The sequence below is a fragment of the Aquibium pacificum genome, from assembly GCF_040839445.1.
In the GTDB taxonomy this organism is placed as follows: Bacteria; Pseudomonadota; Alphaproteobacteria; order Rhizobiales; family Rhizobiaceae; genus Aquibium; species Aquibium pacificus.
Window position 1 is genome coordinate 26,398 of record NZ_JBDPGJ010000009.1, and the last position, 23,746, is coordinate 50,143.

Annotated in this window: 18 protein-coding genes; 2 read left to right on the forward strand and 16 right to left on the reverse strand. The window is 65.0% G+C overall.

The window, feature by feature from the left end:
* Positions 1 to 3: 3 nt before the first annotated feature.
* The 9 genes from ABGN05_RS27465 to ABGN05_RS27505 form a co-directional block, all read right to left on the reverse strand.
* Positions 4 to 795: an ABC transporter permease gene (locus tag ABGN05_RS27465; RefSeq protein WP_367957224.1), complete on the reverse strand. Its 792-nt coding sequence runs from the start codon at positions 793 to 795 to the stop codon at positions 4 to 6.
* On the reverse strand, positions 792 to 1,688 hold the full coding sequence (locus ABGN05_RS27470; RefSeq protein WP_367957225.1) for an ABC transporter permease: 897 nt from the start codon (positions 1,686 to 1,688) through the stop codon (positions 792 to 794). Before ABGN05_RS27470 ends, ABGN05_RS27465 begins: the two co-directional genes overlap by 4 nt.
* A gap of 84 nt (positions 1,689 to 1,772) precedes the next feature.
* Entirely contained in the window at positions 1,773 to 2,879 is a 1,107-nt protein-coding gene (locus tag ABGN05_RS27475) for an ABC transporter substrate-binding protein (RefSeq protein WP_367957226.1), read from the reverse strand.
* Positions 2,880 to 3,089: 210 nt separating this feature from the next.
* Positions 3,090 to 4,256, reverse strand: a complete 1,167-nt coding sequence (locus ABGN05_RS27480; RefSeq protein ID WP_367957227.1) for an iron-containing alcohol dehydrogenase — start codon at positions 4,254 to 4,256, stop codon at positions 3,090 to 3,092.
* Between the two features lie 184 nt (positions 4,257 to 4,440).
* Positions 4,441 to 5,823 carry an aldehyde dehydrogenase family protein gene (locus ABGN05_RS27485; protein WP_367957228.1) on the reverse strand — a complete coding sequence of 461 codons (1,383 nt, stop codon included), beginning with the start codon at positions 5,821 to 5,823 and terminating at the stop codon, positions 4,441 to 4,443.
* 179 nt (positions 5,824 to 6,002) lie between these two features.
* Positions 6,003 to 7,373, reverse strand: coding sequence for a glutamine synthetase family protein (locus tag ABGN05_RS27490; RefSeq protein WP_367957229.1), 1,371 nt, complete (start codon positions 7,371 to 7,373; stop codon positions 6,003 to 6,005).
* A 90-nt stretch (positions 7,374 to 7,463) separates the two neighbouring features.
* Positions 7,464 to 8,498: a TRAP transporter substrate-binding protein gene (locus ABGN05_RS27495; RefSeq protein ID WP_367957230.1), complete on the reverse strand. Its 1,035-nt coding sequence runs from the start codon at positions 8,496 to 8,498 to the stop codon at positions 7,464 to 7,466.
* A gap of 46 nt (positions 8,499 to 8,544) precedes the next feature.
* Positions 8,545 to 9,888: a TRAP transporter large permease gene (locus ABGN05_RS27500; RefSeq protein WP_367957231.1), complete on the reverse strand. Its 1,344-nt coding sequence runs from the start codon at positions 9,886 to 9,888 to the stop codon at positions 8,545 to 8,547.
* On the reverse strand, positions 9,888 to 10,394 hold the full coding sequence (locus tag ABGN05_RS27505) for a TRAP transporter small permease subunit (protein WP_367957232.1): 507 nt from the start codon (positions 10,392 to 10,394) through the stop codon (positions 9,888 to 9,890). The genes ABGN05_RS27500 and ABGN05_RS27505 overlap by 1 nt, the downstream gene beginning before the upstream one ends.
* Before the next feature lie 488 nt (positions 10,395 to 10,882).
* Between ABGN05_RS27505 and ABGN05_RS27510 the strand changes: the two genes are divergently transcribed.
* Both ABGN05_RS27510 and ABGN05_RS27515 read left to right on the forward strand, forming a co-directional pair.
* The gene (locus ABGN05_RS27510; RefSeq protein ID WP_367957233.1) at positions 10,883 to 12,058 is read left to right on the forward strand and encodes an efflux RND transporter periplasmic adaptor subunit; all 1,176 of its coding nucleotides are present in this window, start codon (positions 10,883 to 10,885) and stop codon (positions 12,056 to 12,058) included.
* 20 nt (positions 12,059 to 12,078) lie between these two features.
* The gene (locus tag ABGN05_RS27515) at positions 12,079 to 15,195 is read left to right on the forward strand and encodes an efflux RND transporter permease subunit (protein WP_367957234.1); all 3,117 of its coding nucleotides are present in this window, start codon (positions 12,079 to 12,081) and stop codon (positions 15,193 to 15,195) included.
* Positions 15,196 to 15,214: 19 nt separating this feature from the next.
* Here ABGN05_RS27515 and ABGN05_RS27520 read toward each other — a convergent pair whose 3' ends face one another.
* The 7 genes from ABGN05_RS27520 to ABGN05_RS27550 form a co-directional block, all read right to left on the reverse strand.
* Complete coding sequence (locus ABGN05_RS27520) at positions 15,215 to 16,837, reverse strand: ABC-F family ATP-binding cassette domain-containing protein (RefSeq protein ID WP_367957235.1); 1,623 nt, start codon at positions 16,835 to 16,837, stop codon at positions 15,215 to 15,217.
* A gap of 181 nt (positions 16,838 to 17,018) precedes the next feature.
* Positions 17,019 to 18,194 (reverse strand): ABC transporter substrate-binding protein, encoded by a 1,176-nt coding sequence (locus ABGN05_RS27525; RefSeq protein ID WP_367957236.1) that lies wholly within the window; start codon positions 18,192 to 18,194, stop codon positions 17,019 to 17,021.
* A gap of 20 nt (positions 18,195 to 18,214) precedes the next feature.
* Positions 18,215 to 20,152 (reverse strand): AMP-dependent synthetase/ligase, encoded by a 1,938-nt coding sequence (locus tag ABGN05_RS27530; RefSeq protein WP_367957237.1) that lies wholly within the window; start codon positions 20,150 to 20,152, stop codon positions 18,215 to 18,217.
* Positions 20,149 to 20,970 (reverse strand): ABC transporter ATP-binding protein, encoded by an 822-nt coding sequence (locus ABGN05_RS27535; RefSeq protein WP_367957238.1) that lies wholly within the window; start codon positions 20,968 to 20,970, stop codon positions 20,149 to 20,151. Before ABGN05_RS27535 ends, ABGN05_RS27530 begins: the two co-directional genes overlap by 4 nt.
* Positions 20,967 to 21,752 (reverse strand): ABC transporter ATP-binding protein, encoded by a 786-nt coding sequence (locus tag ABGN05_RS27540; protein ID WP_367957239.1) that lies wholly within the window; start codon positions 21,750 to 21,752, stop codon positions 20,967 to 20,969. The genes ABGN05_RS27535 and ABGN05_RS27540 overlap by 4 nt, the downstream gene beginning before the upstream one ends.
* Positions 21,749 to 22,849 (reverse strand): branched-chain amino acid ABC transporter permease, encoded by a 1,101-nt coding sequence (locus ABGN05_RS27545; protein WP_367957240.1) that lies wholly within the window; start codon positions 22,847 to 22,849, stop codon positions 21,749 to 21,751. The genes ABGN05_RS27540 and ABGN05_RS27545 overlap by 4 nt, the downstream gene beginning before the upstream one ends.
* A 4-nt stretch (positions 22,850 to 22,853) precedes the next feature.
* Positions 22,854 to 23,729: a branched-chain amino acid ABC transporter permease gene (locus tag ABGN05_RS27550; protein ID WP_367957241.1), complete on the reverse strand. Its 876-nt coding sequence runs from the start codon at positions 23,727 to 23,729 to the stop codon at positions 22,854 to 22,856.
* Positions 23,730 to 23,746 lie beyond the last annotated feature (17 nt).

A 23,746-nucleotide genomic window follows, 5' to 3' on the forward strand; every position in this document is an offset into this window, starting at 1 on the left:
CTATCAGTGCGGCTGGGCCGGCGGCCGCGGCGCGAAGCGCGAGACGACCTGGATCAGCGCCATGCAGCCCCAGGTGATGCCGAAGGCGATGACGGCGAGCGCGGCCGGCTCGTAGGCGCGGTTGGCGCCGATCAGTTGCAGGTAGGGCCCGAAGGCCGGCCGGTTGAGGAGCGCGGCCATGACGAACTCGCCGATGACGATGGCGAAGGTCAGGAACGCGCCCGAGAGCACCGCGACCAGCACGTTGGGCAGGATGACCCGCCACATGATCGTCGCCCAGCCGGCGCCGAGGCTCTGCGCCGCCTCCGTCAGGGTGCGCACGTCGATGGCCCGAAGGCCCGTGTCGACCGCACGGTACATGTAGGGCAGCGCCAGCACGACATATCCGAACATGAGGAGGATGTTGGTGCCCATGGCCGTGCCGGTGAGCGGCAGCCAGGACGAGGTGTTGTAGAGCCGGATGTAGCCGAAGACGATGACGATGGGCGGGATGACGAGCGGCAGCAGCGTCACGAATTCCAGCACGGGACGCCAGGCCGGCAGCTTCAGGCGCACCCAGTAGGCTGTCGGCACGACGAGCAGCACGCCGACGACGATCGTGGCCAGCGCCATCATCACCGAATAGGTGAAGGTCTCCTGGAAGCGGGGATCGAAGATCACCGCCTCGTAGGCGTCGAGGCTGTAGACGCCGCGCCGCATCTTCATGGAGAACTCGAAGGTGCCGACCAGCGGCAGGGCGAAGTAAAGCACGCCCAGAACGAGGAAGATCCAGGACCAGAAGCGGTTGACCGTCATTTGATCCACCGTTCGCTGCGGGTCCTGAGCCAGATGTAGACGAAGTTGGCGATGCCGGTGATGACGATCATGCCAAAGGCCAGCGCGTATCCGAGATGCGGGTCCTGCAGCACGTCGCCGCGGATCTGGGCAAAGAGCAGGATCGGCACGATCGACAGGGACGAGCCGGTGAGCGCGTAGGCGGTCGCCACCGCGCCGAAGGAATTGGCGAAGAGCAGCGCGAAGGTGCCGAGCAGCGTCGGCCACAGGATCGGCAGCGCCACCATGCGCCAATACTGAAAGCCGGTCGCGCCGAGGATCGAGGCCGCTTCGCGCCATTCGCGCCGCATGCCGTCGAGCGCGGGCGTGACGATCAGGATCATCAGCGGGATCTGGAAGAACAGATAGGTCATCGTCAGCCCGCCGAAGGACAGGATGTTGAAGCCGTAGGCGTAGATGTTGATGCCGAACCAGTCGCGCAGGATGAGCGTGACGAGGCCAAGCCTGCCGAAGGTGGCGAGAAAGGCAAAGGCGAGCGGTACGCCGGCGAAGTTCGATGCGACGCCGGAGAAGGTCAGCAGTGGCGAGCGGACGCCTTTCGGCAACCCGCCGAGCACCATGGCCCAGGCGAGCAGGAAGCCGATCAGGCAGCCGAGGAAGGCGGATGCGACGGAGATACGGATCGAGATCCAGTAGGCCGCCATGATCGACGGCGTGAACAGGTTCGCGATGTTGTCCAGCGTGAACTCGCCGGCCGGGTTGCGGAAGGCGCCGGTGACGATCTGCAGGGTGGGGAAAACGAGGAAGAGAAGCGCGAAGGCGACAAATGGGACGATGCCGACCCAGGCGAAGGACAGGCGCAGCCGACGGGACCCCAGCGGCGCGGCGGAACTCGCGACAGATGCTTCGGTCATCCCCTACCCGCCCGACGGTCGCTGCATTCAAGGTAGGCGGTTCCCGCCGGGGCGGGAACCGCGCGTTCGTTCAAGCGGCGGACGCTACTGGACGTTGGCGCCGACGACACTGTCCCACTTGCCGGTGATGACCTGCTTGGCGGCGTCCTGCTCCTCGAGCGTGGGGAACACGGCCTTCTCGTAGGCGGCGGCCGGCGGCAGCGCGTCCATCATCTCCTGCGGGATCACGCCCTTGGCGGCGAGATCGTTGAAGCGGATCGGATGGCAGTACCCCTTGAGCCAGCCGAGCTGCCCCTCGTCGGAATAGAGATACTCCATCCACAGCTTGGCCGCGTTCGGGTGCGGCGCGTAGGCGCTGATCGCCTGGACGTAGACGCCGGCGACGACGCCCGAGGCCGGCACGATGACCTCGACCGGCGGGTTGCCGTTGAGCGCATCACGGCCCGAAAGCGCGTTGTAGTCCCACCAGATCACGACCGGGGTCGCGCCCTGGGCCAGGGTTCCGGACTTGCCGATGGTCGGCACGAAATTGCCGGCCTTGTTGAGTTCGGCAAAGAAGTTCAGTCCGGCTTCGCCGGCCGCCGCACCTGCCGCGGCACCCGAGGCGAGGCCGGCGGCGTGCACGCCGAAGATTGCCTGGTTGGAGGCGCGGGGATCGCCCGCCAGCGCGACGCTGTTGGCGAATTCCGGCTTGAGAAGGTCGGACCAGTCGGCCGGCAGTTCCTTGACGATATCGGTGTTCACGGCAAAGGAAAGCACGCCGTAGTAGTCGCCGTACCAGTGGCCGTCGGCATCCTTGGCGCTGTCGGGGATCGTGTCCCAGGTCGAAACCTTGTAGGGCATCAGGAGCCCTTCGGCCTGTGCCTGCGGTCCGAAGGCGAGGCCGACGTCGAGCACGTCCGGCGCCTGCGGGCCCTTGTTGTCCTTGTTGGCGCGGACGGCTTCGAGTTCGTCCGCCGAACCGGCATCGGGGTTCAGCTCGTTGACGGTGATTTCGGGATACTTCGCCTTGAAGCCGGCGATGACGTCGCCGTAGCCGCACCAGTCGTGGGGCAGCGCGATAGTGGTCAGCATGCCTTCCGCCTTGGCGGCGGCCTCGAGTGCGGCCATGTCCTGGGCCGACGAGATCGCCGTCGACACCATCAATAGCGCGGCTGTCACGGACAGCGCTGTTCCCGTGCGTTTCAACATGTTCTCTCTCCGTAGGAATGACGCCGAAGGGCGCCTGCGACGCGGTTACATTTGTCCCGTGACAATTGGATGAACGCCGCCGTCATCTTTCGCACGAGGCGCTAAAAGTTAACAACAGTTAGTCAACTGCGGCAATCGGATTCAGTCCTTCCCCGGCTAATTATCGCCAGATGCCGCGTTTGTTGCCCGATTGCCCGATAGGACAGGCGCTCACCCCGCGATCGCCGCATCCAGAAGGGCCAGAGCGGCCTTCTTCGTCAGCTTGACCGGATTGCCGCCTGCCGTCGGGTCGACGACGGCCATGTCCGCGATGAGCTGCCGCCGCGCCTTGTCCATGTCCAGGCCGTCGATGAGGCCGCCCAGCGTGTGCGGCACCTTCAGGTCCTTGCGCAGCTTCACGATCTCTTTCGCGAAACCGTCGAAACCGCCCTTGATGCCGCAATAGGCGGCCAGGCGCTCTATCCGGTCCTCCACCGCCCCGCGGTTGAAGGCCAGCACGTAGGGCATGAAGACGGCGTTGGTCATGCCGTGATGGGTGTCGTAGAGCGCGCCGATCGGATGCGACAGCGAGTGGATCGCGCCGAGCCCCTTCTGGAAGGCGGTCGCGCCCATCGCCGCCGCGCTCATCATGTGGGCGCGGGCGGTCAGATCCTTGCCGTTCGCAAAGACTTTCGGAAGGTTGTCCAGCACCAGCCGCACGCCCTCCACGGCGATACCGTCGGCCATCGGGTGGTATCCCGGCGCGCAATAGGCCTCCAGGCAGTGTGCCAGCGCGTCCATGCCGGTGCCGGCGGTGATGAAAGGCGGCATGCCGACCGTCAGTTCCGGATCGGCGATCACGATCGCGGGCAGCATCTTCGGATGGAAGATCACCTTCTTGGTGTGGCTCTCCTCGTGCGTGATGACGCCGGCGCGCCCGACTTCCGAACCTGTGCCGGCGGTCGTCGGCACCGCAACGATCGGCGCGATCTTCGAGGCATCCGCCCGCGTCCACCAGTCGCCGATGTCCTCGAAGTCCCAGACGGGCCGTGTCTGCCCCGCCTGGAAGGCGATCAGCTTGCCGAGGTCGAGCGCAGAACCGCCACCGAAGGCGATGACGCCGTCATGGCCGGCAGACTTGAACGCCTCGATGCCGGCGATGAGGTTCGATTCCACCGGGTTCGGCTTGACGTCAGAGAAGACGCGGTAGGGGATCTTCGCCTCGTCCAGCACCTTCAGCGCCTTCGCGGTAACCGGCAGCTTGGCCAGTCCGGGGTCGGTGACGAAGAGCGGATGCGAGATGCCGCACGCAAGCAGCGCGTCGTGCAGCTCGGAAATGCGGCCGGCGCCGAAGCGGACGGTGGTGGGGAAGTTCCATTTGGAGACGAGGGTAGTCATTGGGTTCTTTCCGGATGGCGTTGCATCCCGCTCCGTCTTGCTTCGCTAGCCACCTCCCCCCTCGTCAGGAAGAGATGAAGAGTGCCAGCGCGTTCGGCCAGGTCTTCCTCTCCCCCGGTCGATCGGGGGAGAAGTGGTCGCGAAGCGTACGGAGCGGGGGTCGATTACATGACGGTTGGCAGGTCTAGATCTTTTCTCTCAGATGGAAACTCTTCGGGCGCGTCAGGTTTCCGTAGCCGACCACGCCCATGGCGCCGCCCTTGCCGGTGTCCTTGACGCCGGTCCAGACCAGCCCCGGATCGACATAGTCACAGCGGTTCATGAACACGGTTCCCGTCTCGATGCGGTCGCCCAGCGCGGCGGCATGTTCGGTGTCGGTGGTCCAGACCGAGGCGGTCAGCCCGTAGGGGCTGTCGTTCATCAGTTGGATCGCCTCCTCGTCGTCGCGCACCTTCATGATGCCGACGATCGGCCCGAAGCTCTCCTCGCGCATGACGCTCATCTGGTGGTTGACCTCGGTCAGCACCTCCGGCGCGAGATAGGGCGAGCCTTCCCGGTCGTTCTCGACGGTCATGCCGATATGCGCCTTGGCGCCCTTGCGCAGCGCCTCGGCCTTCTGCTCGCGGATGAAGTCGGCGAAGCGCGCCTGCGCCATCGGCCCCATCGTGGTCGCCTGGTCGAGCGGATTGCCGACGATGTAGTTCTTCGTCTCGGCCACGAAGCCCTCGACGAAGTCGTCGTAGATCGCCTCGTGCACGTAGACGCGCTCGATGCCGCAGCAGCACTGGCCGGTGTTGTAGAAGGCGCCGTCGACGAGGTTTGCGATCGCGTGGTCGAGCTTCGCGTCGGGCAGCACGTAGGCCGGGTCCTTGCCGCCGAGTTCCAGCCCGAGCGTCATGAAGGTGCCGGCCGCCGCCTTCTCGATCGCCCGCCCGCCGGCGACGGAGCCGGTGAAGTTGCAGTGATCGATCTTGCCCGAACCGAGCAGTTTTTCGGTCTGCGCGTGGCTCATCACGAGGTTCTGGAACAGGCCCTTCGGCAGGTTCGCCTTGTCGAAGGCCTGTTGAAAACGCTCGCCGACCAGCAGCGTCTGCGCGGCATGTTTGAGGATGACGGCATTGCCGGCCATCAGCGCCGGCACGATCGAGTTCACCGCCGTCAGATAGGGATAGTTCCACGGTGCGATGGTGAAGACGATGCCCAGCGGCTCGCGCTTCAGGTAGCGCCGGAAGCCGGGACGTTCTTCCGGGACATATGGCGCCAGCGCCTTCTCGGCGAGCGCCACCATGTAGCGCGTGCGTTCTTCCACGCCGCCCTTCTCGCCGCCGTAGCGGACCGGCCGCCCCATCTGCCAGGCGAGTTCCGGCACGATCTCGTCGTTCATGGAAAGCAGCGCCTCGAGGAAGGCGAGCAGGTATTCGCCGCGCCGGGCGATCGAAACCTGCGCCCATTCGGCCTGCGCCGCCCTGGCGCGCGACACCGCCGCATCGATCGCCTGGTCGGTGGCAGTCGGCCGCTCGATGTAGATCGAGCCGTCGACGGGGGATTTCAGTTTCACGGTGTCCAAGGTCGTCTCCCCGACATGTTTTCTTCTCAGCAGGCAATCGTACGAACATGGCCTTCGCGGCCTTAGGCAAGGATCGGACCGTCTCTCGTGACCAGGATCATGTCCAGCATGCGAGCCGAAGCAACGAGGATACGATCCATCGGGTCTGGAACTACACCCCCAAAGAGGTGCAGATCTCTTTAGTACCTCTCGAAGCCCCGGTGAAGCTCCCAGTCAGTGATCCGCCGGTCGTATTCGAACTGCTCCCACCGCGCCGTATGGAGGTAATGATCGATGACGTCCTCGCCGAACGCCGCCTTGAGCATCTTCGACCTGGCCATGGTCTCGGTCGCCGCGCGCAAGGTCTTCGGGATCTCCGGCAGACGCGCGGCCTGGTAGGCGTCGCCGACGAAGGGCTTCTGAAGCGTCAGCTTCTCCTCGATGCCGGCGAGCCCCGCCGCGATCAGCGCCGCGAAGGCGAGATAGGGGTTCAGGTCCGCGCCGCCGATGCGGCACTCCATGCGGATGCCCTTGGTGCCCTCCCCGCACAGCCGGAAGCCGGCGGTGCGGTTGTCTTCGCTCCACATGATCTTGGTCGGCGCGAAGGTGCCGGCCTGGAAGCGCTTATAGGAGTTGACGTAGGGCGCCAGGAACCAGGTGAACTCCTTGGCGTATTTCAGCTGCCCCGCCGCCCATTGCTGGCCGAGTTCCGAGAGCGTCCAGTCGGCATCCCTGTCGAAGAACAGCGGCGTCTTGCCGTCGGCGCTCCAGAGCGAGTTGTGGATGTGGGAGGAGTTGCCGGCCAGCCCGTAATTGTACTTGGCCATGAAGGTCACGGCCTTGCCTATCTGGTGGGCGATCTCCTTGGCGCCGTTCTTGAGGATGACGTGCCGGTCCGCCATGTCGAGCGCCTCGGCATAGCGCAAGTTGATCTCCTCCTGGCCGGGACCCCACTCGCCCTTGGAATTCTCGATCGGGATGCCGGCGGCCTGCATCTCGTTGCGAAGGCGGCGCATGTAGCCTTCTTCCTTGGAGGTGATGCCGATCAGGTAGTCGCCGATGTATGGCGAGGCCGACTTCAGATCCCGCCACTGCTTTTCGCGCGCGGAATCGTAGGTCTCGTCGAGCAGATAGAACTCCAGTTCCGAGGCGAAATAGCCGATCCAGCCGCGCTCGCGCAGGCGCGCCACCTGCTTGCGCAGGATGGCGCGGGGCGAGTGTGGCAGGTCGGCGTGTGTGTGGTGGTCCTGCACGTCGCACAGCACCAGCGCCGTCTTCTCGAGCCAGGGGATGCGGCGCAGGGTCGACATGTCGGGCTTCATGACGAAATCGCCATAACCCTTGCTCCAGTTCGCCGCCTTGTAGCCGGGTACCGGTTCCATATCGATGTCGTTGGCGAGCAGGTAGTTGCATCCGTGCGTCTCGCCATGCGCGGATTCAACGAAGAAGCTTGCCAGGAAGCGCTTTCCGACCAGCCTCCCCTGCATGTCGACCGCGCAGGCCAGAACGGTGTCGACATCGCCGGAAGTGACGTCCGCCTTCAGTTCCTCGAAGGTCAGGTTGCCTGCCATGTGGTTCTCCATCCCTCCCGCGGGTCATGAGAAAATCGATCGACAAGACCCGGCCGCGCGGACGGCCGGGTCCAGTCCGCGTGCGTTGGCTCAGCTGTAGCGGTAGGGCTTGCCGGCCTTGACCATCGTCTCGTTGTAAGCCTTGAAGATGCCGACGATCTTGGCCTTCAACTCGCTTTCGGCTGCGATCTCGTCCCAGAACTTGTGGGCCTCGTCCTCGACCGTCTGCCACTCGCTGTCGGGGATGGTGGTCGATTCCAGCTTGGTCTCGTTGACCCGCAGGCTGGCCTCGCCGTTCCAGTACCAGTGCTGGCGGTGGTAGTGGGACGAGTTGAAGCAGACCTCCATCAACGTCTTGAGGTGATCCGGCACCTCGTTCCAGCGGTCCATGTTGGCGAAGAAATGGCCGATCCAGGCGCCTGAGATGTTGTTGGTCAGGAAGTAGTTGGTCACATTGGCCCAGCCCGAGGTGTAATCCTCGGTGATGCCCGACCAGGCGATACCGTCGAGCTCACCCGTCTGCAGCGCGACCTCGACATCCTCCCACGGCAGGGTGACCGGCACCACGCCGAAGCGCGACAGGAAGCGGCCTGCGGTCGGGAAGGTGAAGACGCGCAGGCCCTTGAGGTCTTCGAGCGACTTGATCGGGGTCTTGGTGGCGAAGTTGCAGGGGTCCCAGGACCCGGCCGAGATGTGCCTGACCCCAACCTTGGCATATTCTTCCTTCCAGATCTCGTCGAGACCCCAGTGGTTGAACAGCGCGGGCACGTCGAGCGAGTAGCGCAGGCCCAGCGGGAAATAGCCGCCGAACACCGTCACCTCGGTCGGGCTCGCCATCGAGTCGTCGTCCGACTGCACGGCGTCTATGGTGCCTTTCTGCAGCGCGCGGAACAACTCTCCGGTCGGCACCAGTTGGTCGGCATAGTAGAGCTCGATCTCCATCTGGCCCTGGGCGATCTCGTTGAACTGCCTGATGCAGGTGTCGACGACCTCGACCGCGAGCGCGGGGCCGGCATAGGTCTGCATGCGCCACTTGATCGGTGCCTGCGCCAACACGGCGGGGGCGGCCAGGGTAGCCGGAACGGAAGCGGCGGCAGTGGTGAGGAACTTGCGTCTCGTCGTCATAGGTCTCTCCTTGCTGGTTGGGGCTGCGCCCGTTGCCGGGTTCTTGTCATCTTGCGTTGATCTGTTGCGGCAGCCACAGAGCGATCTCCGGGAAGGCGAGCACCAGGATCAGAGCCAGGATCATCACGCCGACGAACGGCACGATGGAGCGGTAGATGTCGATGATGTTGATTTCCGGCGGCGCCATCGCGCGCATGAGGAACAGGTTGTAGCCGAAAGGCGGGGTCATGTAGGCGATCTGGCAGGTGATCGTGTAGAGCACCCCGTACCAGATCAGCACGTACTGACTGTCTATCCCGAGATCGAGCGTCGCGACGAGTGGCACGTAGAGCGGCGCCACGATCACCAGCATCGCGGTGTCGTCCAGGAACGTGCCCATCACCAGATAGCTGAGCTGCATCAGGATCAGGATGGTCCAGGGCGAGAGCCCCAGCCTGTCGATGAAGAACCCTTCGATGGCCTTGACCGCGCCGAGCCCGTCGAACACCGCGCCGAAGGCGAGCGCCGCGAGAATGATCCACATGAACATGCACGAGATGGCGAGCGTCTCGCGGGTGCAGGTCTCGAACACGGCGCGCGTGAAACGCCCCTTGATGACGGCGGCGACGACCGCGGCCAGCGCGCCCACCACCGAGGCCTCCACCAGAGAGGTGTAGCCGGTGACGAACGGCACCATCATCACCAGGAAGATGACCAGCGGGAGCACGCCCGCCGTCAGCAGGCGAAGCTTTTCCGAGCGCGGGATGGCCGCCCGCTCCTCGGCGTCGAGCACGGGGCCGAGCTCCGGGTTCAGCCGGCAGCGCAGCCAGATGTAGAGAATGAACATTCCCGCCATCATCAGCCCCGGCAGCACCCCCGCCAGCCACAGCAGGCTGACGGGCTGGCGCGCGATCATGGCGTAGAGCACCAGGACCACGGACGGCGGAATGAGGATTCCGAGCGACGATCCCGCCTGGATGACGCCTGTCACCATGCGCTTGTCATACTTCCGCTTGAGCAGTTCCGGCAGCGCGATGGTCGCGCCGATGGCCATGCCGGCGACCGAAAGGCCGTTCATCGCCGAGATGATGACCATCAGGAAGATCGTCCCGATGGCGAGCCCTCCGGGAATGGGGCCGAACCAGACGTGGAACATGCGGTAGAGGTCGTCGGCGAGCCGGCTTTCCGACAGGACGTAGCCCATGAAGATGAACATCGGCAGGGTCAGCAGCGGATACCACTTCATCAGCTTCATGGCCGCCGAGAAGCCCATGTCCGAGCCGCCCACCCCCCACAGCGGCAGCGCCGCGGCGACGGCCACGAAGCCGATGGCGCCGAAGACGCGCTGGCCAGTGGCCATCATCAGCATCATCGTGGCGAACATCAGGATGGCGATCAGCTCGTAGGACATCAGAGCTCTTCCCCGCGGATCTTCGCCACGTCGCGGAAGAAGAAGGCGATCGCCTGCAGGAGCATGAGCAGAACGGCGATGCACATGATCACCTTGATCGGCCACAGATAGGGCCGCCAGGCCGTCGGGCTGCGCTCGGCATATTCGATTGAATAGGCGGTGGATTCGACCGCTCCGTAGAGCAGGACGCCGAGATAGAACATCAGCGCGAAGATCGAGAAGGCATCGACCCAGGCGCGGGTGCGCGGGCTCCAGCGGTGGTAGAGGAGGTCCATCCGCACGTTCGAATCGAGCTGCAGGGAATAGGGCCCGCCCAGCATGAAGTAGGCGACCATTGCGAACTGGGCCATCTCGAGGGTCCAGATCGACGGCCAGGGCGTGATCTTCGAAATGGTCGACCAAGCCAGGATCGCCATCATCACGTAGAGAATGTACATGGCGAAGCGACCGACACGGCGGTTCACCGCCTCGACGACGCGGACATAGGTCTTCACCGCCTCAGGCACGCGCCATCCTCTTCCACGACGCCCGGCGTTTCGCCTGGCCCCCGACCTGATCGCCCGAAGCCCGATACGCCCTCAGTGCAGAACTTCCCAAAAACCCGCCTCCGGCACCTCGAGCGCCATCTCACGCCGCACCATTTTGCACGCTGCGTCCGGGCATGGAGCCCCCCGCCCCCTGCCCTCGGGGAATGATCTTCATCCGCCGCGTGGACGTTTGTCAAACCCTTGGCACGGTGACTTTTTTCGCTGCGGAGCTATAGTGGAAGGGTATCGGCGGCTGGCACCCCGGTTCTCGGGGGCGATTGCATCTCATATGCGCGTCGAGTGGTCCATCGCGCGAATGTTATCGTATTAAACATTCGTAATGATAATATGCGTGCAGTCGTGCCGGATAAACGTCATATTAGCTGGGCATTATTCGATCGTGCCTGCTGCGGGACCGGGTTGGGCGCCTTGATCCATAGTGCCTTCCAAGAACCCTGGAGTAGCTGATGTCGATATGGAAGCAGGCTGCCCTCACCCTCGTGGTGCTGCTGATCGCGGCGGTCTGCTGGGTTCGCTTCTACCCGGGCGCTGGCGAACTCCTCGAGCGGGCCGGCATCGACTGGGTTCCCTTCGTTCCTGAGGCACCGGTCGAAACGGCGGGCGGCGAAGGCCGCAGGGGCGGTCCCGGCGGCGGCGGTCCGCCGCAGTCGGCAGTGGTGACTGCGCCGGTGCTGGAACTCACGATCAACGACCGGCTCTCCGCGATCGGAACCGGTCGCGCGGTGCGCTCGGTAACCGTGACTCCCTATACCAACGGCCGCCTGACGGAGGTGCTGACCGAATCGGGCGCGACCGTCAGCCGCGGCGACGCCATCGCACGGCTGGATTCGGAAGCCGAGCAGATAGCCTACGACCGTGCGCAGATCGCCGTCGCGGACGCCCAGAGCCGCGTCGATCGTATCCAAGCATTGCGCAGTTCCAATACCGCGAGCGCGGTCCAGCTCACCGATGCTGAACTCGCGCTCGAGAATGCGCGGCTGGAGCTTCGCGATGCCGAACTGGAACTCGAGCGCCGCTCGATCGAGGCTCCGATCGGTGGCGTCGTCGGCATCCTGCCGATCACGGCGGGCAACTACGTGACCACGCAGACCGAGATTGCGACGATAGACGACCGTTCCGAGATCCTGGTCGACTTCTGGGTCGCCGAACGCTTCGCCGGCATGATCACCGTGGGCTCGGCGCTCACCGCGACCTCGATCGCGCGGCCGGGCGAGACCTTCGAGGGCACCGTCAGCGCCATCGACAATCGCGTCGATTCCGACAGCCGCACGCTTAGGGTGCAGGCCAGGCTCGCCAACGAGGACGACAGGCTGCGCGCCGGCATGTCATTCCAGGTCGCCATGCGCTTTCCGGGCGACAAGTTCCCGGCGGTCGACCCGCTCGCGGTGCAGTGGGGCACCGACGGTGCCTATGTCTGGGCGATCCGGGGCGGTCGCGCCGAACGAATCCCGATCAAGGTCATCCAGCGCAACACCGACAGCGTACTGGTGGACGCCGCGCTCAGTCTCCAGGACAGCGTCGTCACCGAGGGGCTCCACGTGGTTCGCGAGGGCGCCGAAGTGCGCATCGCCAGCCGCGACCGCGGCACTGACGTCGGGCAGCAGCCCGCCGGCGGCTCCTGAGCGGAGCCGGCGGCGCGGACATGGATTACGAAGCACAACGCCAGGAACACGGCATAACCGCACTCTTCGTGAGGCGGCCGGTGCTCGCCTTCGTTCTCAACACGCTGATCGTAGTCGCGGGGCTCGCCGCCTTCTTCGGGGTCGAAATCCGCGAGCTGCCGGACGTCGACCGTCCGGTGATCACCATCCGCACCGACTTCGCGGGCGCCGCCGCCGAGACGATCGACCGGGAGCTGACCGGCATCATCGAGGGCGCGGTGTCGCGCGTGGCGGGCGTCAAATCGATCTCCTCTTCCTCGTCGTTCGGCGAGAGTCGCGTCACCGTCGAATTCGGCGACGACGTCAATCTCGATACCGCCGCGTCCGACCTGCGCGATGCGCTGGGACGCGTCACAAACGACCTCCCCGAGGACGCGGAGGCAGCCCGCATCATCAAGGCGGACGCCAATGCCCAGGCCGTCGTGCGGCTCGGCGTGACCTCCGACACCATATCGGTCGAGGACATGACCGTGCTGGTCGAAGACGAGATCATCGATACGCTGTCGTCCGTGCCGGGGGTCGCAGACGTGCAGGTCTACGGCGACCGACAGAAGATCTTCCGCATCGACATCGACCAGAACAAGATGGCGAGCCTCAACCTGACGGTCGCGGACGTCTCCAGCGCGCTCTCCTCCATCGCCTTCGACACCCCGGCCGGTTCGCTGACCAGCAACACCCAGGACCTGATCGTGCGCGCGACCGCGTCGGTCAACACGCCGGCAGCCTTCGAGAACCTGATCATCAACCGCCGCGCCCGGCTCGGCGACTTCGCCACGGTGACACTCGGACCCGACATCGGCCAGTCGCAGCTTCGCGCCAACGGCAAGAGCGGCATCGGGCTCGGCATCATCCGCGCCGCGCAGTCCAACACGCTGGAGATTTCGCAAGGCGTGCGCGAGGCTGCGGCGCGGCTGCAGGAGAACCTGCCCGATGGCATGTCGATCGAGGTCACCAGCGACGATGCCACGTTCATAAATGGCGCCATCCACGAGGTCGAGATCGCGCTCGGAATCTCGGTCTCCGTGGTGCTCCTGATCATCTTCCTGTTCCTGTGGGACTGGCGCGCGACGATCATTCCCGGCCTCGCCATGCCCGTCGCCCTCATCGGCACCCTCGCCGCAATCTATCTCGCGGGTTTTTCCGTCAACATCCTGACCCTGCTGGCCCTGGTATTGGCAACCGGCCTCGTCGTCGATGACGCGATCGTGGTGCTGGAAAACATCGTGCGCAGGCGCAACGAGGGCATGGGCCCTCGCGCCGCCGCGGTCCTCGGCACCGACGAGGTGTTTTTTGCCGTCATCGCCACGACGGCGACGCTGATCGCCGTCTTCGTTCCGCTCTCCTTCCTGCCCGGCCAGACCGGCGGCCTGTTCCGCGAGTTCGGTTTCGTGCTGGCGATCGCGGTGTTCCTGTCGTCGCTGGTGGCGCTGTCGCTCTGCCCGATGCTCGCCTCGCGCATCCTGAAGGATACCGGCCATCACGAAGCCAGGAGCGGCGGCGTGGGCGGCGCGCTTTCGGGCCTCTACCGCCGCTGCCTTTCCGCCTGCCTCAACGCGCCCATGGTCGTTGTCGCCGTTTCGCTGCTGTTCGCCGCGCTTGCCGCCAGCCTCTATCCGACCATCAAGTCGGAACTGACGCCGACGGAGGACCGGTCGATGGCCTTCCTGCGCGTGTCCGCCCCGCAGGGCGTGAGCCTGGATTACCTCTCGCAACAGATCCGAGGGATCGAACAGGTCATCCAGCCCTTCCGCGATTCGGGCGAGATCACCAGCACCTTCTCGCTCGCCGGCTGGGGCGGTTCGTCCAACAGCGGCTTCGTGGTGATGCGCCTGGCGGATTGGGACAAGCGGGAGCGCTCGCAGCAGCAGATCCTCGACGAGGTGAACCGGCTCGTGCGGGACGTTCCCGGCGTCCGCGCCTTCGCCTTCCAGCCCAACAGCCTCGGCATCCGCGGCGCCGGCAGCGGCCTGCAGTTCGCCGTCGCCGGCAACAACTACGCCGAACTCGGCGCTGCAGCGCAGAAGATCGTGGCGGAGCTGGAGAAGGACCCGCGTTTCCAGCAGGCTCGCCTGTCAACCGAGGCGACGCAGCCGCAGCTCTCCGTCGCCATCGACCGCGAGCGGGCCTCCGATCTCGGCATCGAGATCAACGGGCTCGGCCCCGCCATGCAGGCGATGCTCGACGGGCGCAAGATCGGCCAGGTCTTCATCGACGACCGCAGCTTCGACGTGAAACTGGTTTCCACGACCAACCCGGTCAACGACCCCACCGACCTGGAAAACATCTTCATCCGCACCGGAGATGGTCGCTTCGTGCCGGTCTCGACCATCGCCAGCCTGCGCGAGCTGGCGGTGCCACCCGGCCTCGACCGCGAGCAGCAGTTGCGCTCGGTCGCCATCACCTCGGCGCTCGTGGGGGATTTCGCGCTGGGCGACGCCTGGGCCGAGGCGCAGCGCATCGCCGAGCCGCTGCTGCCGCCCGGATCCCGGCTGATCCCGCTCGCCGAAACAGCCACGCTCGGGGAGCAGTCGTCATCCATGGCGCGGACCTTCGGCTTTGCCATCGTCATCATCCTCCTGGTGCTGGCCGCGCAGTTCGAGAGCTTCGTCAGCGCGCTCATCATCATGGCGACCGTGCCGCTCGGTCTCGCCTGCGCCATCTTCGCTATGCTTCTGACCGGCACGTCGCTGAACGTCTACAGCCAGATCGGCCTCGTTCTGCTGGTCGGAATCATGGCCAAGAACGGCATTCTCATCGTGGAATTCGCCAACCAGTTGCGCGACCGCGGCCAGGGCGTGCGGGAGGCGATCGAGAACGCGGCCAACATCCGGCTGCGGCCGGTGATGATGACCATGATCTGCACCATCGTCGGCGGCCTGCCGCTCATTCTCGCCAGCGGCGCCGGGGCGGAGGCGCGCATCGCCCTTGGCTGGGTCATCGTCGGCGGCCTCGCGCTCGCCACGCTCTCGACGATGTTCCTGACGCCCGTCGCATACCTGTTGCTCGGCCGCTTCGTGACGCCCAAGGCGCACGAGGAAGCGCGGCTCCACAAGGAGATCGAGGCCGCGCGACAGCCGAAGCCGGTGCCGGGGGAGTAGGAAGGACCGGGAGCTGCGATCAGCTCCTCAGCCCGGGCGCCTCCTGTCCGGTACGCTGGACGTATTCGACGTAGCCGCCGCCATAAGCCTGCATCCCCTCGGGGGTCAGCTCCAGCACGCGGTTCGACAGCGCGGCGAGGAAATGCCGGTCGTGGCTGACGAAGAGCATGGCGCCTTCATAGCGCGACAGCGCCTCGATCAGCATCTGCTTCGTGGCGATGTCGAGATGGTTGGTTGGCTCGTCGAGCACCAGGAAGTTCGGCGGGTCGAACAGCATCCTGGCCATGACCAGCCGCACCTTCTCGCCGCCCGAGAGCACCCGGCATTTCTTTTCGATATCGTCGCCGGTAAAGCCGAAACAGCCGGCCAGGGCCCGCAGCGGCGCCTGTCCGGCCTGCGGAAAGGCGTCTTCCAGCCATTGCAGGATGGTGCTTTCGCCATCGAGCAATTCCATAGCGTGCTGGGCGAAATAGCCCATCCTGACGCTCGGGCCGCGCGCGACCGAACCGTCGTCCGGCTCCGACGCGCCGGCGACGAGCTTGAGCAGGGTCGACTTGCCGGCGCCGTTGACACCCATGACGCACCAGCGCTCGCCGCGGCGCACCTGGAAGTCGAGGCCCTCGTAGATGCGGCGCGCGCCGTAGCTCTTGTGGACGTTCCTCAGCGTCGCGACGTCCTCGCCGGAGCGCGGCGCGGGCTGGAACTCGAAGCGCACCGTCTGCTGGCGCTTGGGGGGCTCGACGCGGTCGATCTTGTCGAGCTTCTTGACCCGGCTCTGCACCTGCGCGGCATGGCTGGCGCGCGCCTTGAATCGCTCGATGAACGCGATCTCCTTGGCGAGCATCGCCTGCTGGCGTTCGAACTGCGCCTGCTGCTGAACTTCGGCCAATGCCCGCTGCTCACGGTAGAACTCGTAGTCGCCCGAATAGGACGTCAGCGTGCCGCCGTCGATCTCGATGATCTTGCCGACGATGCGGTTCATGAACTCGCGGTCGTGCGAGGTCATCAGGATCGCGCCCTCGAAACCCTTCAGGAATGATTCGAGCCAGATGAGGCTCTCGATGTCGAGATGGTTCGAGGGCTCGTCGAGGAGCAGCATGTCGGGCCGCATGAGCAGGATGCGGGCGAGCGCCACGCGCATCTTCCAGCCGCCGGACAGCTTGCCTACGTCGCCGTCCATCATCTCCGCACTGAAGCCGAGCCCCGCCAGCACTTCGCGCGCGCGGCCGTCCAGCGCGTAGCCGTCGAGTTCGTCGAACTTGCCCTGCACCTCGCCGTAACGCTCGATGATGGCGTCCATGTCGTCGGCCCGGTCGGGATCACCCATGGCCGCTTCCAGCTCGGCCATCTCGGCGGCGAGCGCGCTCACGGGGCCGACCCCGTCCATCACCTCGGCCACCGCGCTGCGACCGGCCATGTCGCCGATGTCCTGGCTGAAATAGCCGATGCTGACGCCGCGATCGACCGAGACCTGGCCCTCGTCCGGCTGTTCCTCGCCGTTGATCATCCGGAATAGCGTCGTCTTGCCGGCACCGTTGGGGCCGACGAGCCCCACCTTCTCGCCGCGCTGGATCGCCGCCGACGCCTCGATGAAGACGATCTGCCTTCCGTTCTGCTTGCCGATGCTCTCGAGACGGATCATTCGGAATGGACCTGGGTTCTGCTGGTAGGACGGAATGGTCGGGTGCGCCCCTCGGTGCGCTTTTCGCACCTGCGAAGGGACGCGTTCCTAAACCATCGCCACCGGTTCCGCGCAAGGTCCGCTCGAACGAAAGAAGCCGACGGATCGCTCCGCCGGCCTCTCATTGTCCGGGATCGTCCGATCAGTTCGACTTGGTGGGATCCACCCGGCCGACCTCGATCCACTTGCCGCCCTCGATCTTGGAGATGACGATCAGATTGCCGCCCTGGTGGTCGGCACCGACATCGATCGGCACGTCGTTGACGACGTCGTCGTACTTCAGCCCTTCCATGGCGGTGCGGAAGCTATCGGACGTCAGGTCCTGTCCCGCCGCCTCCAGCGCCATCACCAGCGTCTTGGCGGCGCTGTAGCCGAGCTGCGCGGCCGTGTCGGCCGGCTGGCCGGCGAAGGCCTGGTACTTGTCGGCCCACTCCTTCACTTCCGGCACGTCCAGCCGGTCCTCGAAATCGACCCAACCGGCGGCCGCGTAGTAGCCTTCGGTGACGCCTTCGGGGACCTTGGCGACGGCGGTGTTGAAGCCGGCCGACGAGCCGATGAAGGAAACGTCCGTCCAGCCGAGCTTCTTGGCAGTGCCGAAGGCGACGATCGTCTGGCGCACGCCGAGCGCCGTGGCGACGATGTCGCAGCCGGCGTCACGCAGTTTCTGGATCGAGCCTACGAAGTCCTGCTCGTCAGGCTTGTGGGTAGTCTCGGCCGCCCAGGTGAGCCCGAGCTCTTCCGCTTCTTCCTTCGCGCCCTGCTGTATCTCGAGGCCGAAGTCGGACGGGATGTACATCGCGCACACCTCCTTGGCACCCTTCTCGTTGGCGAGATACTCGACGCCCGCCCGCAGCTGATCGTAGTACGACGAGAACCCCGCGTACTTGAAGGACGTATCCCCCTCGAGCATCTGGCGCGCCGCCGTGAGCGGGCCGACATTCGCGACTTCCTTCGACGCCATGATCGGGAAGCCGGCGATGTTGTGCGGCGTGCCGAGGTTCAGGATCATCGCGAAGACCTGGTCGGAATTGACCAGCTTGTTGAAGTTCTGCACCGCCTTCGGCACCTGGTAGCCGTGGTCCTCCACCACGAAGCGGATCTTGCGGCCATGAACGCCGCCGGCCTGGTTAACCTCCTCGAAGACCTGCTGCGCGGCCTTGATGGCGCCGACGTTGAAGGCGGCGAAGATGCCGGAGAGATCGCCGTTCGAACCGATGACGATCTCGGTGTCGGTGACGCCCTGCGTGGCGTGGGCGGCCGAAGCCATCCCCGCCGCGATGCCCATCGCGAGGATGGACTTACCTATGGACCTGATCATGAGACTTCCTCCTTGTCTGTTCAGTTCCCAGCATGGCCAGGCTGGCCATACATCTCGTCGATCAGCTTCTTGTGCTTCTGTTCGACGAAGCTCCGTTTCAGCTTCATCGTGGCCGTGAGCTCCTCGTCCTCGGCGGTGAGCAGCACGTCGATCAAGCGGAAATCCTTTATCTGTTCCACGCGCGCGAACTCGGCGTTGGTCTCGGCGACGACGCCGGCAATCAGGTCGCGCACCTCCTGTGCCGCGCACAGGGAGCGGAAGTCGTTGAAGGGCACGCGGCGTTCCTGCGCGAACTTCTCCACGTTTTCCTGATCGATCATGATTAGGCAGGAGAGGAACTTGCGCTTGTCGCCGATCACCACCGCGTCGGAGACGTAGGGCGAGAACTTGAGCCGGTTCTCGATCTCGGCCGGCGTGATGTTCTTGCCGCCCGCCGTGATGATGATGTCCTTCAGGCGTCCGGTGACGAAGAGAAAGCCCTCGTTGTCGAGCCGCCCGACGTCGCCGGTCCTGAGCCATCCGTCCTGCGAGACGGTTTCCGCGGTCTTTTCCGGCTTGTTCCAGTAGCCCTTGAAGACGTTCGGAGCCTTGTACTGGATTTCTCCCTCAGGCGAGATGCGCAGATGACCGCCGGGAACCACCTTGCCGACGCTGCCGGTCTTGTTGTCCTCGATGAGGTTGACCGAGATGACGCCGGAGCTCTCCGTCATGCCATAGCCTTCGAGCACCTTGATGCCGACGGCCTGGTACCATCTGAGAAGATCCGGCGAGATCGGCGCCGCACCGGTCGTGCCGCGCCGCAGCCGGTCGAAGCCCAGCATCCGGCGCAGGTTCTTCAGGACCATGAAGTCCCAGAAGGCGTAGGCGAGCTGCGTCGCGGCCGGCACGGGATCGCCGTTCTCCAGCGCCCGGGCGCGGGCCATCCCTGTCCCGATCGCCTGCCTGTAGGCCCACCGGCCGAGCGGCGTGGCGTCGTTGGCCATGATCGTGACGCGCGAATAGACCTTCTCCCAGACCCGCGGCACGGCGGTAAAGACGTGCGGCGAGACCTCGCGCACGTTGTCGAAGACCGTCTCCGGGCTTTCGGCGAAATTCACCGTCGAGCGCAGGCCGATCGGCGTGAAGACGCTGATCAGCCGCTCCAGGATGTGGCAGAGCGGGAGGAAGCAGAGCTGCTCGTCGCTGTCGTCCACCGGCAGGGTCAGCACCGATCCGATGATCGACACGATGATGTTCTCGTGGCTGATCATCGCGCCCTTGGGCGGACCGGTGGTGCCGGAGGTGTAGACCAGGATCGCGGTCTCCTTCGGGTCGGAACGGGCGATTTCCTCGTCGAAGCGGTTCGGGTTAGCCTTCAGGAAATCGCGCCCGATCCGGTAGAGGTCGTCGAGGAAGATCACCTTGTCGTCGGCGAAATCGTGCAGGCCCTCGCGATCGTAGATGATGACCTTCGCCAGGCCCGGCATCTCGTTGCGGACCGACAGATACTTGTCCAGCTGCTCGTCGTTCTCGAGGAAGAGGAACCGGCTGTCGGAATCGTTGACGAGGTACTGGAGCTGCTTGGCCGAGTCGGTCGTGTAGACGCCCGACGAGATGCCGCCGACCGACTGCACGGCGAGATCGGTGTAGATCCATTCCTTGTTGTCTTCCGAAAGGATCGATACGACCTCGCCACGCTTGAGGCCGAGCGACAGGAGGCCGAGGCCGATCAGCCGCGCGTGTTCGTAGAAGTCGCCCCAGGTGTAGGACAGCCAGATGCCGTAATCCTTCTCCCGGTGCGCCACCTTGGAGCCGAGCTCCTGGCAGCGCTGGCGGAAGAGCTTTGCCAGCGTGTCGCAGCCATCGAAGTAGAACGGCCCGGCGCCTTCCAGGTCCGCGTTGAACGAATGTCCGCGGACGGTCTGCATTGGCGGCAGCTTTTCGGCGATGGTCATCCTGTCCTCCCGAATGGTGCTCATCTCCAGGTCTTCTTCTGCTTCCAGCGCTTCTGGCCGCGCTGGCTCTCTTCGGTCTGGACGCCGAGATAGAACTCCTGGACGTCCTTGGACTGGAGGAGCCGCCTCGCCTCGTCCGCCATGACGATGCGGCCGAGTTCCATCACGTAGCCGTAGTCCGCCACTTCCAGCGCCACCTTGGCGTTCTGCTCCACCAGCATCATGGTTACGCCCTGCTCGCGGTTCAGCCGCTTGATGATCTGGAAGATCTCCTTGACCAGAAGCGGCGACAGCCCGAGGCTCGGCTCGTCGAGCAGCATCAGCTTCGGCCGCGCCATCAGCCCGCGCGCGATCGCCAGCATCTGCTGCTGGCCGCCCGACAGCGTGCCGGCCGCCTGGCGACGGCGTTCCCTGAGAATCGGGAAGTAGGAGAACACCATCTCCTCGTCCCGCCGGATGCCATCGCCGTCGCTGCGAACGAAGGCGCCCATCCTGAGATTCTCCTCCACGGTCAGCAGCGGGAAGACCTCACGTCCTTCAGGCACGTGCACGATGCCCATGCGCACCACCTTGTCGGGCGCAGCACCCGCGATGTTCTGTCCGCCGTAGAAGATCTGGCCCTTCTCCGGGTCCATGACGCCCGAGATCGTCTTCATCAGCGTCGTCTTGCCGGCACCGTTGGCCCCTAGCACGGTGACGATCTGGCCTTCGCGGACTTCGAGGCTGCAACCGCGGATCGCCATGATCGGGCCGTAGTAGCTTTCGAGGTTGCGCACCGAAAGCACCACCTGCTTCTCCGAAGCCGGCGCCGTGTTGCCGAGCACGTTCTGCGCCACGTTCATGCCACCGCCCTTTCCTCGTCGTCCGAGACGCCGATATAGGCCTCGATGACCTTCGGATCGTTCTGCACCTCATGCGCGGAACCGATCGACAGCATCTGCCCGTCGGCCAGCGCCAGCACGCGGTCGGAGACGGCGGAGACAAGGTGCATGTCGTGCTCGACCATCAGCACGGTGATGCCCATCTGCTTCTTGATGTCCTCCACCCAGTAGGCGACGTCCTGCGTCTCCTCGACCGAGAGGCCGGACGCCGGCTCGTCGAGCAGCAGGAGCTTTGGCTCGAGCGCCAGCGCGCGACCCATCTCGACGACCTTGCGCACCCCGTAGGGCAGCCCGGCGATGTACTTTTCGCGGTAGGCCTGCAGGTCGAGGAAATCGATCACCTTCTCCACCGCCTCGCGATGCCGGCGCTCCTCCTGCCGCACGAAGGGTGTGAACAGGAGCTCGGTCATGAAGTTGCTGCGCCGGTGGCGGTGGCGTCCGACGAGCAGGTTCTGCAGCACCGTCGCCTGCTCGAACAGTTCGATGTTCTGGAAGGTGCGGGCGATGCCGAGCGCGGCGATCTCGTGCGGCTGACGCGACAGGATGCTCTTGCCCTGGAAACGGATGTCGCCCTCGGCCGGATCGTAGATGCGGCTGATCAGGTTGAAGATGGTCGATTTGCCGGCGCCGTTCGGACCGACCAGGGCGAAGACCTCGCCTTCCTCGACCGAGAACGAAACCTTGTTGACGGCGACGACGCCGCCGAAGCGCAGCGTCACGTTGTCGAGTTCGAGCAGGCTCATCGCATGCGCTCCGTCTTGAGGTAGCTCTTCTGGCGACGGAACATGTCCTTCCGGTAGAAGGGGAACAGCTCGAAATAGGTCCGGACCTTGACCCAGCGCCCGTAGATGCCCATCGGCTCGAACAGGATGAACAGGATGAGGATGGTCCCGAAGATCGCCGACTCCAGGCCGGGGATCGCCACTGTGCCCCCGCCGAACAGGCCGCCGATCCAGTCGCGCGAAATCGCGATGGCCTGCGGCATCAGCGCCACGATGATGGCCCCGAAAAAGGCCCCGTGGATCGACCCGAGCCCTCCGATGACGATCATCAGGAGGAGCTGGATCGAGATGATGACGTTGAAGGTCTCGTTGTTGAAGATGCCCGCGTAGTGCCCCATCAGCGCGCCGGCCAGCCCGGTGATCGCGGTGGAAATGCCGAACGAGATTGCCTTCGTGCGGGCGACGTTGACCCCCATCGCCTGGGCCGAGACCTCCGAATCGCGAACCGCCGCGAAGGAACGGCCGAGCGGTGAGCGCAGGAGGTTGCGGTAGACCAGCACGACCGCGACAGCCACGGCGAGCACCAGCCAGTAGAATCCGTCGGGATTGGCGTAGCGGTCGAACTTGAGGCCGAAGATGTCGATCGTGGGGGCGAACAGGCCGATGACGCCGTTGGTCAGCGGTTCGGCCAGCACGATGATGTCGTCCGCGAGGATCGAGATCGCCAGCGTCGCGATCGCGAGGTAGATGCCGTGCAGTCGCGTCGTCGGCAGCGCGAGAAGCACACCGGCGAGCCCCGCGATGACGCCTGCGAGCGGGAAGGAGAGGATGAACGGGAACCCGAGCTTCTCCTGCAAGAGTACGTTGGCATAGCAGCCGACGGCCAGGAACGCGGCATGGCCGAGGCTCGCCTGGCCGGTCTGCCCGACCAGCACCATCAGCCCCATGCCGGCGATCGCCCAGATCAGCATGTTGGTCATCTCGCCGATGGCGAACGTGCCCATCAGGAACGGAAGCACGACCGCCAGGAGCAGGAGCAGCATGTACCAGGTGGCCTGCACGCCGTGCCGGAAGTAGTTGATGTCGGCGTCGTAGGAGGTCTTGAAGACTGTCCGCATCGGTTCAGACCTTCTTCCTGTGGACCTGGGCGAGGATGCCGTGCGGCCTGAAGACGAGGATCAGGAAGAGCAGCAGGTAAGGCATGACCTGCGAGTATCCCGCCGCGATGTAGTAGGAGGCGAATGGCTCGATCAGCCCGACGATGATGCCGCCGAGCAGCGCGCCGGGCAGGCTGCCGAAACCGCCGATGACCGCCGCCGCGAAGGCCTTGATGCCCAGGAGCCCGATCGACGGGTCGATCGATCCCTTGGAGGCGAAGAGGATGCCGGCGACCGCCGCCACCGCGCCCGCCAGCGCCCAGATCAGCGAATGCACGCGCTTGACCGGAATGCCCATGTAGTAGGCCGCGAGCTGGTTCTGCGAGGCCGCCTGCATGGCCACCCCGAGCTTGGTGTTGTTGAAGTAGAAATAGAGCGCGACCGTGAGGAATATGGTGACGACGATGATCGACACCTCGTCGAGCCCCAGAACCAGGCCGCCGAAACGGACGTCCTGGCCGGCGATCGGCGATTCCAGCGAGATCGGCTGGTGGCCCCAGATCAGGCCGGCGATGAAGCGCAGCACGAAGCCCAGGGCGATCGTCAGGATCACGACCGCGACCTGGCTCTGGCCGAACATGCGCCGCAGAACGATCATGTCGAGCAGGTAGCCGAAGACACCCATCAGGAAGATCGCGATCGGCACCGAAACCCAGAACGGCAGTCCCCAGAACTGCTCGTTGGTGAGCCCCAGCGTGATGAAGGCACCTAGCATCATGAAATCGCCCTGAGCGAAATTCACTGCTTCCGTCGCCTTGTAAATCAGCACGAAGCCCAGCGCGATCAGGCCGTAGACACAGCCGTTCGCCAGCCCACTGACGAATAGTTGCAAGACGTCCAAGACGTTCGCTCCTCCCA

Bases quoted from the DNA above. Each gene is read 5' to 3' on its own strand.
- ABGN05_RS27465 (WP_367957224.1), bottom strand. From the start codon at position 795: ATGACGGTCAACCGCTTCTGGTCCTGGATCTTCCTCGTTCTGGGCGTG.
- ABGN05_RS27470 (WP_367957225.1), bottom strand. From the start codon at position 1,688: ATGACCGAAGCATCTGTCGCGAGTTCCGCCGCGCCGCTGGGGTCCCGT.
- ABGN05_RS27475 (WP_367957226.1), bottom strand. From the start codon at position 2,879: ATGTTGAAACGCACGGGAACAGCGCTGTCCGTGACAGCCGCGCTATTG.
- ABGN05_RS27480 (WP_367957227.1), bottom strand. From the start codon at position 4,256: ATGACTACCCTCGTCTCCAAATGGAACTTCCCCACCACCGTCCGCTTC.
- ABGN05_RS27490 (WP_367957229.1), bottom strand. From the start codon at position 7,373: ATGGCAGGCAACCTGACCTTCGAGGAACTGAAGGCGGACGTCACTTCC.
- ABGN05_RS27495 (WP_367957230.1), bottom strand. From the start codon at position 8,498: ATGACGACGAGACGCAAGTTCCTCACCACTGCCGCCGCTTCCGTTCCG.
- ABGN05_RS27500 (WP_367957231.1), bottom strand. From the start codon at position 9,888: ATGTCCTACGAGCTGATCGCCATCCTGATGTTCGCCACGATGATGCTG.
- ABGN05_RS27510 (WP_367957233.1), top strand. From the start codon at position 10,883: ATGTCGATATGGAAGCAGGCTGCCCTCACCCTCGTGGTGCTGCTGATC.
- ABGN05_RS27515 (WP_367957234.1), top strand. From the start codon at position 12,079: ATGGATTACGAAGCACAACGCCAGGAACACGGCATAACCGCACTCTTC.
- ABGN05_RS27520 (WP_367957235.1), bottom strand. From the start codon at position 16,837: ATGATCCGTCTCGAGAGCATCGGCAAGCAGAACGGAAGGCAGATCGTC.
- ABGN05_RS27525 (WP_367957236.1), bottom strand. From the start codon at position 18,194: ATGATCAGGTCCATAGGTAAGTCCATCCTCGCGATGGGCATCGCGGCG.
- ABGN05_RS27530 (WP_367957237.1), bottom strand. From the start codon at position 20,152: ATGAGCACCATTCGGGAGGACAGGATGACCATCGCCGAAAAGCTGCCG.
- ABGN05_RS27535 (WP_367957238.1), bottom strand. From the start codon at position 20,970: ATGAACGTGGCGCAGAACGTGCTCGGCAACACGGCGCCGGCTTCGGAG.
- ABGN05_RS27540 (WP_367957239.1), bottom strand. From the start codon at position 21,752: ATGAGCCTGCTCGAACTCGACAACGTGACGCTGCGCTTCGGCGGCGTC.
- ABGN05_RS27545 (WP_367957240.1), bottom strand. From the start codon at position 22,849: ATGCGGACAGTCTTCAAGACCTCCTACGACGCCGACATCAACTACTTC.